The following is a 13,117-nucleotide window of genomic DNA, read 5'->3' on the forward strand; positions in this document are numbered from 1 at the left end:
GGGTCAGCTCTGCGCGACGGCCTTGCCGCTGACCTTCAGCTGGTCGACCACGGTGGCGACGTCGGGCAACCGCTCCCGGTAGACGTTCGCGGCGAGACGCTGCGAGTACGTCTCGTAGACCGCCGCCAGCTCACCCGCCCGTTCGATGGCGACCGCGTGGATGCAGTTGCCCAGATATTCGTTGGGCGAGTTCGGGCTGTCCGCGCCCGAGCACGCCGTGTTGAAGATGGGCGCCTGCCCGACCCGGGGGTCGATCTCGGAGATCGACTCCGGGCACGGGTCACCCGGCGTCGCCTGGGTGCAGGGCGCGTAGTCGGCCTCGGCGACCTGGTACGCCCGGCTGATGTGGGTGTCCGGCAGTTCCCGCCCGATCGGCGCGCCCGGGTGGCGGTGGTCGCTCGGCAGCAGGTTCCCGCCGAGCAGGTAGCCGCTGAGTGAGGCGTCGGAGTCCAACGCCACCGGGAAGCCGAGCTTCGTGTACGCCTGGAGCAGCCGGAACGCCTCGGTGACCTTGTTGCCGGCCTTACGAAGGTCCGAGACCGGGTCGCCGAACTTCTGGTTGACCAACTGGTAGTAGCGCTTCTGCTTGCCCCACAGCATCCGGTCGCCCAACGTGCGGGCGATGGTCAGCCGCTCCGGGTTGTCGGCCGAGCGCGCACCCGTCTCGAACGCCGGCAGGTGCACCGACTCGTCGTTGTAGGTCATGTAGTAGACCTCGTCGTAGCAGTAGCCGGTGGGCGGGTTGTCCCGGGTGCTCCACGAGCAGACGATGCCGGCGCTCTTGGTGTTGCGCCACGTCCGCACGTCCATCCAGAAGTTGCCCTGGTTGACGCTCATCTGCGCGTGCACGGTCAACTGGAGGTCGGCCTTGGTGATCTCGGCGCGCGGCCCGGTGGTGGTCACGTGGTTGACCAGTTCCGCGTCGTAGCAGAGCCGGAAGTGCGGCTCGAACTGCCGGTTCGTGCCGTGGGCGAGCAGCTGGAACGCGTTCGGCAGGTCACCGAGGTTCACGTTGCTCGGGATGCGCACCCGCGGCAGCGGGCTGAACGGCGCACACCCGGACATCTTGGCGTCGGCGTTGTAACTGCGCGGCTTGTCGGCGGTCCAGTACGACCGGGTGTTGGTCAGGCGCGTCGGCGGCGCCTGGTCCGGGCCGTACCACGGGTTGTAGCCGCCGCCGGTGGCCTCGTCGCGCACCTTGCGCAGCTCGGCGGACTGGGCGTTGACCGCGCTCTTGTAGTTGTCCACCAGGCCGGTGAACAACGCGTTGCGGTGCCCGTCCGCCGTGGGCCGGCTGAACCGGCTGCTGGCGTCCAGGATCTGCTGGCCGGAGCGGCCGATCCGGGCGGCGAACGAGTCCTCGCCGGTCATGTCGCCGGCCAGCGTCGGGTTCTCCAACGCCAGCGCGGTGAACGGCCGGGTCGACATCGTCCAGACCCCGGCGTGCGGGGTCTTCACGGTGGCCGGATACCCCGGGTCCCACTTGCGGGCCAGGTAGGACAGGTAGTCGATGGCGCCGTAGGGGGTCTTCTCGTCGAGCACCTTCACCGGCTCGATCGTGGACTGCGACCACTCGGCCGGGGTGAGGACGAAGGGCGCGCCCGCGGCCGTGGAGGTGGCGGCGGTGAACAGCCGGCCCTCCGTCTCGTCGTACTGGGCCACCGAGAGGGGACGCCCGGTGCGCGCCTTGTAACCGACGTAGGTGTTGATGACGTACTCGGCGTCGGCGAGCGCGCTCTTCTTCAGCGCCTCCTGCATCGAGAGGCTGAGCTGGTCGACCTTGGTCTCCAGCCCGTAGATCTGGTGCTTGATCGCCTCGATGTCGCGCATCACGACGCCGATGTCGTCGCGCATCTTCAGCAGGACCGACATGACGTCGTCGTAGATCGCCGAGAGCATCGCCTCCACCCGGTCGAACCGTTCGTGCATCTCGGTACGCAGCTCGCCGACCTGCTCGCGCAGCTTGCCGATCTCCTGCATCACCAGCTCGTGCTCGCTCGGGCCGGAACCCATGAACAGCGGCAGCAGCGTCATCACCGCGCCCAGCACGTTGCCGGTGAGCACCACCGTGCTCAGCGACCCGATGGCGTCGCTGAGGCTGAGCCCGGCCACCGTCGGCAGGTACTTGTTGATCGCGGTGGCGATGCCGACCGCGGCCTTGCCGATCGCCAGCACGTCCCTGCCGGCCTTCGCGTCGGCGAACCCGGCGAGCGTGGCGAGGATCGTTACCGCGGAGTCGGCGGCGTCGATCGCCACCTGCCGGCTGGCGGCCTCGGCCAGCGCGGCCGTGTAGTCCTGCGGCGTCGGCTTCGGGCCGGGGCCGACCGGATACTTCAGGTCCGCGGCGGCCAGCTTGTCGATGATCTGCGCGTTCTGCGCGGCGACCTGGTCCAGCGCCCCGCTCAGCTGCGCGCGCAGCGCCGCCAGGTAGGCCTGCTCGTTACCCAGGTGCTCCAGGATCGCCTCGGTGTTGACGAAGGAGGCGAGCAGCGGGTCGGCGAGCAGCTGCTCGGTGGTCGCGGTGGCGCGCACGTTGAGCTGCGCGCCGATCTCCCCGTCCCAGGCCGCCGCGAGGTCCGCGTCCTGGGCCGCCGCCCGGGTGAGCTGCCCCCACGCGCGTTCCTGCTGCGCGTAGAGCGCGTCCATCCACCGGTAGTTCTGGTAGGCGCTGGTCACCGCGTCCTCGACCTCGGCCGAGGCGGTGATCGTGCCGCCGACGGTGGCGTCCAGCAGCCCCTTGACCATCGGCGCGCCGATGCTGACCCCGGGGATGCCGGACAGCGCGTCGATCACCTTGATCATGGTGGCGTACGTGGTTCGGGCGGTGGTGTCGGAGATGCCCGCCGCGTTGACCGCCTGCCGCGTGGCGACCAGGTGCCGCACCACGTCGTCGCGGGACGCGCCGGGGTGGTGCCCCCGCCAGTCCAGCAGTTCGGCGGTGAGCACCAGGTTCTTCAGGCCCGCGACGCCACCGTTGTGCGCTCGCAGGTAGGCGGCGAACACGCCGTCGTGGAACTTCGCCGCCTGGAAGTCGACCGGGTCCTCCGCCGCCACGGCCGGCGTCGGCGACATCACCACCACCGCCGCCACGACCGCGGCTACCAGCGCCCGCCACCGCCGTCGGCGGCGGGGAGCCCACACCATCACACCCACTGGGTTTCCTCCGGATCGCTCCGCGTCCGCCGGGGGTCGGTGGACGCGCAGCGCAGCCTGCGACGGGCGGTGTCCCGTCGGCCAGGTGTGGATGTCCCCTCCGGGCGGGACGCGGGACCTCCACCGTCCGGTCAGGTGTCGTCGTCCCGGGTCGGCCGGGACCGGCGTCCCTGGTGGCCGGGACAGCGCGGCGATTGACTACGCGGCATGACCGACACCTCGCCGGACCACATCCCGGCCCACGTGAAGAACTCCTACGTCAACTGCTCCGAGTACACCCGGGCGCCCCGGCTCACCCCGCCGCCGACCGTGGCCGGCGCGGACGGGAGCGTACCGCCGGCGCCGGTGCGCCTGGTGGTCGTCCGGTGACCGTGGCCGCCGCGCCGGGCCTGCTTCCCGCCTGGCGGGAGTGGCTCGTCGAGAACCTGGCGATGGGGGTCGCCGCCGGGCCGGCCCGCGCGGCGGCCGTCGCCGCGGGTGCGGACGCCGACGCCGTCGACGCGGAACTGGCGGCCCTGGACGCGCACCCGTACTACGCCGTCTGCCGACGGCTCGCGCTGCGTTACGACTGGATGGAGTCGGTGCTCGACACCTACCGGGTGCTGCGCGACGACGACGGCGGTCGTGAGCTGGAACGACGCGTCGACATCACCGCGGCGGAGTTCTTCGGCCGCTACTACTACGCCAACCGTCCAGTGGTCCTCGACGGCCTGATGACCGACTGGCCGGCGCGGAACTGGACGCTGGACGCGATGGCCCGTCGCTGCCCGGACGCCGTGGTCGAGGTGATGACCGGCCGCGAGGCCAACCCCGACCACGCCTGGCAGTACGACCGGCACCGCACCACCATGCCGTTCCGGGACTACCTGGCGCTGCTGGGCTCCGGCACGCGCACCAACGACTACTACATGGTGCCCCGTAACGAGAACTGGACCGGCTCGCTCCGGTCGCTCGCCGAGGACGTGCGGTCACCGGGCCATCTCGTCGATCCCGCCGGCGGGGGACACCTGCTGCTCGGCCCCGCCGGCACGGTGACCCCGCTGCACGTCGACAACAGCACCGTGCTGCTCTGCCAGGTGCTCGGCCGCAAGCACGTCCGGCTGGTTCCGTCGTACCAGCGGCACCTGGTCTATCCGCGCGGCGGGACGTTCAGCGCGGTGGACGCGGCCCGACCCGACCTGGACCGGCATCCCCGCTACGCCGAGGCCACCGTGCTGGAGACCATCCTCGAACCGGGCCAGATGCTGCTCATTCCCGTCGGCTGGTGGCACTGGGTGCACGCGCTCGACCTCAGCGCCACCGTTACGTTCCACCACTTCCGGGTTCCCGGCCAGAACCATCGGATGGCCACCCCACCCGCGGCCCTCGCCACCGACCGCGCCGACCGGTGAGGGCGGGGCGGGACCCATCCGGCATTGACACGCCTCGCTCCACATTCCATGGTCGATGGACTCACCTCTCCGTCGAAGGGCGCGGCATGGTCAGCAGCGAACACCGGTACGTGATCGTCGGGGCGGGACCCGCCGGACTGCAACTGAGCTACTACCTCCAGCGGCAGGGCGCCGACTACCTGACGTTGGAACGGGGCGACGCCCCCGGCGGGTTCTTCCGACGGTTCCCGCGGCACCGTCGCCTCATCTCCCTGAACAAGGTGCACACCGACAGCACCGACCCCGAGATCCGCCTGCGCTGGGACTGGAACTCGCTGCTCAACGACGAGCCGGACCTGCTCTTCCCGCGGTTCAGCGACGAGTACCTGCCGGCGGCCGACGACCTGGTGCGCTACCTCGCCGAGTTCCAGCGGGTGCACCAGCTCAACGTCCGCTACGGCACGACTGTCGAACGGATCAGCCGGACCGGCGACGGCTTCACGGTGCGCACCGACCGGGGTGACGTGCGCGCCGCCTGCCTGATCGTCGCGACCGGCTGGGGCCGGCCGTTCGTGCCGGCGATCAAGGGGATCGAACACGCCGTCGGGTACGAGGACATGGTCGTCGATCCCACCGCGTACGACGGCCAACGCGTGCTGATCATCGGCAAGGGCAACTCCGCCTTCGAGACCGCGTCGGCGATCCTCGGCCGGGCCTCGATGGTGCACCTCGCCAGCCGGCAGCCGCTGCGACTGGCGTGGAACACCAAGCACCCGGGCGACGTCCGGGGCCAGTACGGCGCGATCCTGGACAGCTACCAGTTCAAGACGCTGCACTCGGTGCTGGACTGCACGATCGACGAGATCCGGCCCGTCGACGGGCGGTTCCGGGTGTCGATCACGTACACCCACGCCGAGGGGGAGACCGCCGAGCTCGACTACCACACCGTGCTCAGGTGCACCGGTTTCCGGATGGACACGTCGATGTTCGACGAGTCGTGCCGTCCCGAGATGGTGCGCGACGGTCGGATGCCCGGGTTGCGCCCGGACTGGCAGGCGCGCAACGTCGACGGCCTGTACTTCGCCGGCACCATCGCCCAGGACCGGGACGTCAAGCACGCCTCCTCGCCGTTCATCGACGGATTCCGGTACAACCTCCGGACGTTCACCCGGATGCTGCGGGAGCGGTACGACGACGTGCCGCTGCCGTACGCGACGACGCCCGCGGACCCGGCGTCGCTGACCAAGCTGATGCTCGACCGGGTCAACTGGTCCTCGGCGCTGTGGACGCAGTTCGAGTACCTCTGCGACGTCTTCGTCCGCGACGACGTGACCGGCGACTTCCAGCACTACGAGGACCTGCCGGAGGACTACGCCGTCGAACGCTTCGGGACCGCCACGCACTGGTACACGCTCGCGCTGCGGTGGGGCCGCGACGACTACGGCGACGTCTTCGCCATCGACCGGCACCCGACGCCCGACCGGGCCCGGGAGAGCGCCTTCATCCACCCGGTGATCCGCCGCTACCGCGGCGCCGAACTGCTCGCCGAGCAGCATCTGCTGGAGGACCTGCTGGCCGAGTGGCGACGCCCGGACCGACACGTCGGGCCGCTCGTCGACTTCCTGACCGAGGACCTCACCGACAGACCATGACCTCGTCGAGCGGCTTGCGGGTCAGGTCGGGGACGCGGGCGTCCGGGGCGGGGTACCCGACGGGCATCACCACGTACGGACGCTCCTCCGGCGGACGCTCGCACACCTCGTTGAGGAACCGCATCGGGCTGGGCGTGTGGGTCAGGGTGGCCAGGCCGGCGTGGTGCAGCGCGGTGATCAGCACGCCGACCGCCATGCCGACGGACTCCTTGACGTAGTACGGCTTCGGGCTGTTCGGTCCCTGATGGACCTCGAACACGACGATGACGACGGGTGCGGTCTCCAGGAACGGCTTGCGCCAGTCGGTGCCGATCCCGGCGATCGCCGCCAGCCAATCCGGCGAGGCACGGCGGTCGTAGAACGCCCGCTCCTCGGCCTCGGCGGCCTCGCGCAGCCGACGCTTGCGGACCGGATCCGTCAGGACGACGAAGCGCCACGGCTGGACGTTGGCGCCACTGGGCGCGGTCGAGGCGGCCCGGATCGCCGCCTCGACCACGCCGGCGGGCACCGGGTCACCGGCGAAGTCGCGGACCGAGCGGCGTTGGGCCATCCGGTCGGCGAACGCCTCCGCCTCGCGCACCATGTCCGCCGGCGGGCGGCGACGGTGCCGGACGGGGACCGTGGGCAGCAGGCTCGTGTCGTTCACCTGGAACCTCCCCTGATCAGGTGCGTCCAGCATGTCCCGGCGGTGGCCGCCCTGTCGTTACTCAGAGGTGCGCTCCTCGCGCTCGGGCGCGGTGTGCCTGGCGATCGTGTCGACCACGTCGGTCAGGCGCCCGCGCGGCGCCCGGGCGTCCCGCTGGCGGGTCGCGCCGTCGCCGCAGTCGGCGAGCCCGGCCAGCCAGCCCTCCACCCGCTCGCGGTCGCCCGCCTCGTCGAGCGCCGGGCGGGCGCGCTCCACCAGCCGCTCGGCGAGCGTCGCCGCCGGCACGGGGCGACCGGTGGCGATGTCGACGCCCTGGCCGCCCATCCCGTCCCGGGCGGCCCGCCAGTATGCCAGTCGCATCAGCTCGGGGGCCGGGCGTGGCCCTTCGTCACCCCGGTCGACGGCCTCCCCGGCGACGACCGACAACGCCCGCACCAGGGCGGCGAACGCGGCGGACTCGGGCGCGGTGAGCGGGACGTCGGCCACCCGCACCTCCAACGTGGGGTGCCTCGTCGACAGGCGGAGATCCCAGAAGACGGTGCCGTGGTCGACCAGCGCGCCCGCTTCGAGCAGCGTGTCCACATGGTCGTCGTACTGCTTCGCGGAGGTCAGGTACGGCGGTGGGCCGGCCACCGGCCAGCGCCCCCAGGTGATGGTGCGCCAACTCGCGTAGCCGGTGTCCCGCTCGGACCAGTAGGGCGAGTTGGCGGTCAGCGTGAGGAGCACCGGCAGGTGCGGGCGCAGGTGGTTGCCGATCAGCACGGCGCGGTCCCGGTCGGGTTGCTCCACGTGGACGTGCAGGGCGCAGATGGCCAGCTCGTCGTGCAGCCCCCGGAAGGTGGCGGTGCCCCGGTCCTGGCGGGGCCCCTCGGTGACGGGTGGCGGCACCGCGCGACCGAGCACCGGCGAGCCGCTGGCGAGCACCCGCAGACCCGCGGACCGGGCCGCGGACTGGATCGCGGCCCGTCCGTCGACGAGTTGCGCGTGCAGCACGTCGAGGCTCCGGCACGGGTCCGTCCGGGTCTCGACCTGCAACTTGGTGATCTCACCGTCGACCCGTGGGCCGAGGGCCGGGCGGGCGCGGTCGACGACGGTGGCCGCCTCCGGCACGACCCCGCGGTGCGCGGCGTCGACGACGAGGAACTCCTCCTCGACACCGAGCCGGGGTACGGAGGTTGGCACGCCCTGTTCCGTAGTCACCACGCCGCCGACCCCTCGCTGCCGGTCGTTCGCCGGCGTAGAGCAGGTTACGGGATGTCGTCCTCCGGTGACGGCACGATTCGCTCCACGATGGACAGCGTGTCGACGAGGCCGGCCAACAGCGCCGTCCGCTCGGGCATCCGGTCCAGGCAGACGTACTCGTCGTCGGCGTGCGCCCCGCCGCCGACCGCGCCCAGGCCGTCGAGGGTCGGCACCCCGATCGCGGCGGTGAAGTTCCCGTCGGACGCGCCGTTGGCGTACGCGCCGTCGGGGCTCGGAACGCCGATCCGCCGGGCCGCCGACCGGGCCAGTTCCAGCAGCGGGCGGGCGAGGTCCGGGGACATCGGGTACCGGTTGATCCCGCCCTGCACGTCCAGCGTCGCCTCGGGCAGGACCGGCGTGAGGCTGCGGATGGCGTGGTCCACGCGTTCGAGTTCGTGTCGGGTCCAGGCCCGTACGTCGACGGCGAGGCAGGCGGAGTCGGGCACCGTGTTCGTGGTGGTGCCGGCGGAGAGCAGCGTCGGCGTGACGGACGTGCCGTCGCTGTCCGCCGTGCCGATGCGGCCCACCGTGAGGACCTGGTAGGCGACCTCGACCGTGGCGTTGACCCCGCGCTGCGGCTCGACGCCGGCGTGGGCGGCCCGGCCGGACACGGTGAGGCGGTAGACCGAGCCGCCCTTCCGGGCCACCTTCAGGTGCCCCTCGGGGGTGGCCGCCTCGCAGACCAGGACCGCACCCGACCGCCGTGCCTCCCGCTCGATGAGCGGCCGGGACGTGCCGGAGCCCGTTTCCTCGTCGCAGGTGAGCAGCACGCCCACCGCCGACGTGTCCTCGATCAGGCGCAGCGCCGTGAACATCTGCACGATGCCGGCCTTCATGTCCAACACGCCGGGACCGGTCGCGACGTCCCCGCGGACGGTGAACGGCCGGGACCGGACGGTGCCGACCGGGAAGACGGTGTCGAAGTGGCCGAGCAGCAGCACGCGCTGATCGACGGCCGGCCACAGCAGGTGCGGCAGGCCGTCGATCTCGACCCGCTGGGCGGGCCGGCCGAGGACCTGCTCGCCCCAGCGGGCGAGCAGGTCGGCGCAGGAGGCGAGGTGGGGCAGCGAGCCCGGCGCCGATTCGCAGGAGACGAGCGTGCCCAGCCGGTCGACCATGTCCGCCTGGTACTGCTTCGCGGCGCCGAGTAGAGAGCATTTTCGGCCCATAGGTCCCTCCACTGCATGGTTGACGGGTTCGATATGATGCCCGCCTATTTCACCGTCGCAGGGGGACCGGATGTGGTCTTCCTCGTTCGTGCTCAGCTCGCCGGCGCGGTGGTCGACCGCAGCGGAGCGGACGATCCGTAGCCCACCTCGATGATCCGGCGGGCGGTCTCGGAGTAGGCGTCCGGCCCTTCGGGCGCGAAGGTGCCGAGGCCGTCGACGTAGCGGTTGAACATGCAGAACGCGGCCGCGATCAGGACGGTGTCGTGGATCTCCACGTCGGTGGCGCCCTGGGCGCGGGCGTCGGCGACGAGTTCGGGGGTGACGTTGCGGCCACTGATCTGGACCGCGCCGGCGATGCGCAGCAGTGCCCGCAGTTTCGCCGAGATCGGCGCGCTGTCGAGGTCCGCGCGGACCTGGTCGACGAGGGTCATGCCGTCGTCGAGCTGCGCGGCGGCGAACGCCGAGTGCGACGCGCAGCAGAACCGGCACTCGTTGCGTCCCGAGACGTACGCGGCGATCAGTTCGCGTTCCCCGGCCGGGAGCGTGTGCGGGGCGCGCAGGAGCACCTCGGCCAGTTCGTTGAGCGGCTTCGCCGTCTCCGGGCGGTACCGCATGGGACCGGAGATGCCGGGGAACTGCTTCTCGTCGACCCCGAGATCGATGTGCGCCATGGTGTGCTGCCTCCAGTCGTGACCGTGGCGCCGGCCGGGTCGTGCTCCTGCCGTCGCGGAGGCCCGGACCGGACGGCGTGTTCGGACGCCGTGCGCCAACGATCCCATATGGACGGGGGCCACATCCCATGGTTCGTGCTCTCTGTCCGGCCCGGACCGGGGCGCCCGCGCCGCGCCGGACGCGCCGCAACGGTGGAGATGCGGACGAAGGGTGCCGACGGTGAGGCTGATCGAACAGGTGCCCGGCCGCCGGCCAAGCGCCCGGCGGCGAGGAGCCCGTCCGGCGTGATCGCGCCGGCCGCGGATCCACCCCCACCGCACCCGTCAGCGCCGACGGGTGCGGTGGCGGTGGCCGGCCGCCCGACCGGTCGGCCGGGGAGCCGGCACCGGGTCACTTCCGGCGGACCGCCGCCATGGTCAGCCCGGCGTCCCGGGAACCGGCCACCCGGGCGGCGATCGGTTCCAGCTCGGCCAGTTCCGCGCCGGTGAGCACGAGACCGGCCGCGGCCACGTTCTCCGCGAGCCGGACCGGGCTCCGGGTACCGGGGATCGGCACCACCGGCAGACGTGCACGACCGCCCGCTGGTGCACCCAGGCCGACGCGACCTGTGCCGCCGTGACGGAGCGGGCGGCGGCGATCCGGTGGACCGGGGTGAGCAGCGCGGCGTTGTGCCGGGCCCGGTCACCGGTGAAGCGCGGCATGTGCCGACGGGAGTCGTCCGGGGCGAGCCGGTCGACACCGGTGACGGCCCCGGACAGGAAACCGCGGCCCAACGGCGCGTACGGCACCAGTGCCACGCCGAGTTCCGCCGCCGTCGGGACGACTGTCGTCTCCACGTCCCGGGAGAAGACCGACCATTCCGACTGCACGGCGGCGATCGGGTGCACCGCGTGCGCGGCCCGCAGCTGTGCCCCGTTGACCTCGGAGAGCCCCAGGTGCCGGACCTTGCCCTGGGCGACCAGCTCGGCCAGGGCGCCGACGGTCTCCTCGACCGGCGTCGCCGGGGCGACCCGGTGCACGTGGTAGAGGTCGATGACGTCGACACCGAGACGGCGCAGGCTCGCCTCCACGGCGTGGCGGAGATACCCGGGCGAGTTGTCGATGCCCCGGTGCCGGGGATCGGCCACGCTCCGGACCAGGCCGAACTTGGTGGCGATGACGACCCGGTCCCGGTTGGCCCGGACGAACGGCCCGAGCAGTTCCTCGTTCCGCCCGTACCCGTACGCGTCGGCGGTGTCGAAGAGCGTCACCCCGAGCTCCAGCGCCCGGTCGAGGGTTCGCCGCGACTCCTCGACGTCGCTCGGGCCGTAGAACTCGCTCATGCCCATGCAACCGAGCCCTTGCGCGCCGACCGGTGGGCCGGCGGCGCCCAGGGCGACCGGCCGCAGCGTCCGTTCCGTCATCGGGTCATCGGCCCGACCAGTGCGTGCCGGCGGCGAGTTCCTGGTCGACGGTGCGGAGCAGGTCGACGTCGATCTTCCGGATGTCGTCGACCAGGTGGCGCACCCCGGTGGCCACCATCTCCTCCCGCTGGAAGTTGTGCGGCATGCTGGCCGGTACGCCGATGAAGCCGGCGCCCAGCGCCCTGGTGACCTCGGCCACCCGGTTGATGTCGTCGACGAAGACGACCTCGTCGAACTCGTAGCCGAAGATGTCCCGGACGATCTCCTTGGTGCCGGGCCGGACGTCGTTCACGTCGACGTACGGGATCTCCGCGTCGAAGTAGCTTGCAGGCGAGGGCCATGTTCTGCCCGGCGGCCAGTTGCGGCGAACCCCAGACGTGCCGTTCGACGTGGGCGGTGTACGCCCCGCCGTGCTTGGTCACGAAGGTCTCGATCACCGGGCTGTAGGTGTCGTTCAGCACCACTCCGTCGCTGTCGAGCGCGACGAGGCGGATCTTGTCCAGCCTGCTCACTTCTTCTCCAGACGGTCGGTCCGATGGGTCGGTCGGTGGTGCGGTCGGGCGGCGGTCACGCCGCGGTCAGCACGAGTGCGGCGTTGTGCCCGCCGAAGCCCAGTGACGTGCTCACCGCCACCTCGATCCGGGCCGGTCGCGGCGCGCCGCCGACCACGTCGATGTCGAGTTCCGGGTCCAGCCGGTCGAGGTTCGCGGTGGGCGGGACGCTGCCGTGCTCGATGGCGAGCGCGGTGTACCCGGCCTCGATCGCGCCGGCCGCCGCCAGGGTGTGTCCGGTCACCCCCTTGGTCGAGGTCACCAGCGGCCGGGCACCCAGCACCCGGTGCAGCATCCGGCGCTCGGTGACGTCGTTGAGGGGGGTCGAGGTGCCGTGGGCGTTGACGTGGTCGACGTCGGTGGGGCCGAGCCCCGCGGCGTACCCGAAATGTCTGTTCCGGTCGGTGCCTTCCACTCCAGGGCCTTGTGGATGGCGTAGCCGGCACAGCGCGCACCGATGAGGTTCTCACGCAGCGCCCGTCTGTATGTATGAGATCGACTACGAGAGGCTGGCACGATGCGGAAACTGACCTACGGCATGAACGTGTCCCTGGACGGCTACATCGCCGCGCCGGGTGACGACCTCGGCTGGAACGGCGGTGGGGGTTCGGACCCGTCGCTGAGCGACGAGTTGTTCCAGTGGTGGTCCGACCGGGTGGCGGCGACTGGCCTGGCGCTGTACGGGCGCAGGTTGTGGGAGAGGATGAGCTCCTTCTCGCCGATCGCCGACCAGCAGCCCGGCGCCACACCGGCGCACATCGAGTACGCCCGCCGCTGGCGGGACATGCCGAAGGTGGTGTTCTCCTCGACGACCAGCACGGTCGACTGGAACGCCCGCCTGGTCACCGGCGACGCGGTCACCGAGATCACCCGGCTCAAGACGGAGGACGCCGGCCCGATGGACATCGGCGGCGCGACGCTCGCCGGGGCGGCCATGCGGGCCGGGCTGATCGACGAGTACCTCCTGATCACCATGCCGGTCCTGGTGGGCGGCGGTACGCCGTTCTTCACCGCGCTGGACAGCTGGGTGAACCTGCGCCTCGTGGAGACGCGGGCGTTTCCCGCCGGCGTGTTGCTGACCCGATACGAGACGAGGCGATGAGCGCGGGCCAGTCGTCCGGTTCGTGAGGCCGGGTCGAAGTCCTTCCTGACGTTCTTCGGGCATCGAGGCGCCCCGTCGGCGACGCCGGCGGGGCGTTGGTGTTCGCCGGTAGGTGCTCATCCCGCGGTGACCTCGGTGGCGTCGGCCCGTGGCGCTG

At 71.7% G+C, this 13,117-nt stretch carries 12 protein-coding genes; 4 read left to right on the forward strand and 8 right to left on the reverse strand.

The annotated features are described in order from the left end of the window. Window positions 1–3: 3 nt before the first annotated feature. Window positions 4–3,153 (reverse strand): hypothetical protein, encoded by a 3,150-nt coding sequence (locus C8054_RS02320; protein WP_107155011.1) that lies wholly within the window; start codon window positions 3,151–3,153, stop codon window positions 4–6. Between the two features lie 207 nt (window positions 3,154–3,360). Here C8054_RS02320 and C8054_RS31915 point away from each other — a divergent pair, with 207 nt between their 5' ends. The 3 genes from C8054_RS31915 to C8054_RS02330 all read left to right on the forward strand — a co-directional run bounded on the left by C8054_RS31915 (window position 3,361) and on the right by C8054_RS02330 (window position 6,175). After that, window positions 3,361–3,522: a hypothetical protein gene (locus tag C8054_RS31915; protein WP_158273781.1), complete on the forward strand. Its 162-nt coding sequence runs from the start codon at window positions 3,361–3,363 to the stop codon at window positions 3,520–3,522. Next, complete coding sequence (locus C8054_RS02325) at window positions 3,519–4,544, forward strand: cupin-like domain-containing protein (protein WP_199199491.1); 1,026 nt, start codon at window positions 3,519–3,521, stop codon at window positions 4,542–4,544. Before C8054_RS31915 ends, C8054_RS02325 begins: the two co-directional genes overlap by 4 nt. A gap of 86 nt (window positions 4,545–4,630) precedes the next feature. After that, the gene (locus C8054_RS02330) at window positions 4,631–6,175 is read left to right on the forward strand and encodes an NAD(P)-binding domain-containing protein (protein ID WP_107155012.1); all 1,545 of its coding nucleotides are present in this window, start codon (window positions 4,631–4,633) and stop codon (window positions 6,173–6,175) included. Here the strand turns inward: C8054_RS02330 and C8054_RS02335 are convergent. The 7 genes from C8054_RS02335 to C8054_RS02365 form a co-directional block, all read right to left on the reverse strand. Next, complete coding sequence (locus tag C8054_RS02335) at window positions 6,159–6,758, reverse strand: nitroreductase family protein (RefSeq protein ID WP_233219473.1); 600 nt, start codon at window positions 6,756–6,758, stop codon at window positions 6,159–6,161. The two genes, C8054_RS02330 and C8054_RS02335, sit on opposite strands and share 17 nt — an antisense overlap. 120 nt (window positions 6,759–6,878) lie before the next feature. Next, entirely contained in the window at window positions 6,879–8,003 is a 1,125-nt protein-coding gene (locus C8054_RS02340) for a glutamate--cysteine ligase (protein WP_233219449.1), read from the reverse strand. 65 nt (window positions 8,004–8,068) lie between these two features. Then, complete coding sequence (locus tag C8054_RS02345) at window positions 8,069–9,232, reverse strand: M20 family metallopeptidase (RefSeq protein WP_107155014.1); 1,164 nt, start codon at window positions 9,230–9,232, stop codon at window positions 8,069–8,071. Between the two features lie 92 nt (window positions 9,233–9,324). Beyond that, the gene (locus tag C8054_RS02350; protein WP_107155015.1) at window positions 9,325–9,903 is read right to left on the reverse strand and encodes a carboxymuconolactone decarboxylase family protein; all 579 of its coding nucleotides are present in this window, start codon (window positions 9,901–9,903) and stop codon (window positions 9,325–9,327) included. A gap of 417 nt (window positions 9,904–10,320) precedes the next feature. Further along, window positions 10,321–11,307 (reverse strand): aldo/keto reductase, encoded by a 987-nt coding sequence (locus C8054_RS02355; RefSeq protein WP_233219450.1) that lies wholly within the window; start codon window positions 11,305–11,307, stop codon window positions 10,321–10,323. A gap of 4 nt (window positions 11,308–11,311) precedes the next feature. Next, window positions 11,312–11,599, reverse strand: a complete 288-nt coding sequence (locus C8054_RS32200; protein WP_199199493.1) for a hypothetical protein — start codon at window positions 11,597–11,599, stop codon at window positions 11,312–11,314. A 275-nt stretch (window positions 11,600–11,874) separates the two neighbouring features. Beyond that, window positions 11,875–12,273, reverse strand: a complete 399-nt coding sequence (locus tag C8054_RS02365) for a hypothetical protein (protein WP_233219451.1) — start codon at window positions 12,271–12,273, stop codon at window positions 11,875–11,877. Between the two features lie 102 nt (window positions 12,274–12,375). Here C8054_RS02365 and C8054_RS02370 point away from each other — a divergent pair, with 102 nt between their 5' ends. Further along, window positions 12,376–12,960 carry a dihydrofolate reductase family protein gene (locus C8054_RS02370; protein ID WP_107155017.1) on the forward strand — a complete coding sequence of 195 codons (585 nt, stop codon included), beginning with the start codon at window positions 12,376–12,378 and terminating at the stop codon, window positions 12,958–12,960. Window positions 12,961–13,117 lie beyond the last annotated feature (157 nt).

The organism is Micromonospora sp. RP3T (assembly GCF_003027925.1).
In the GTDB taxonomy this organism is placed as follows: domain Bacteria; phylum Actinomycetota; class Actinomycetes; order Mycobacteriales; family Micromonosporaceae; genus Micromonospora.

What these genes read in the sequence shown, in the direction of transcription:
- C8054_RS31915 (WP_158273781.1), top strand. Translation starts at nt 3,361, where the DNA reads ATGACCGACACCTCGCCGGACCACATCCCGGCCCACGTGAAGAACTCC.
- C8054_RS02330 (WP_107155012.1), top strand. Translation starts at nt 4,631, where the DNA reads ATGGTCAGCAGCGAACACCGGTACGTGATCGTCGGGGCGGGACCCGCC.
- C8054_RS02335 (WP_233219473.1), bottom strand. Translation starts at nt 6,758, where the DNA reads ATGGTGCGCGAGGCGGAGGCGTTCGCCGACCGGATGGCCCAACGCCGC.
- C8054_RS02345 (WP_107155014.1), bottom strand. Translation starts at nt 9,232, where the DNA reads ATGGGCCGAAAATGCTCTCTACTCGGCGCCGCGAAGCAGTACCAGGCG.
- C8054_RS02350 (WP_107155015.1), bottom strand. Translation starts at nt 9,903, where the DNA reads ATGGCGCACATCGATCTCGGGGTCGACGAGAAGCAGTTCCCCGGCATC.
- C8054_RS02355 (WP_233219450.1), bottom strand. Translation starts at nt 11,307, where the DNA reads ATGACGGAACGGACGCTGCGGCCGGTCGCCCTGGGCGCCGCCGGCCCA.
- C8054_RS02370 (WP_107155017.1), top strand. Translation starts at nt 12,376, where the DNA reads ATGCGGAAACTGACCTACGGCATGAACGTGTCCCTGGACGGCTACATC.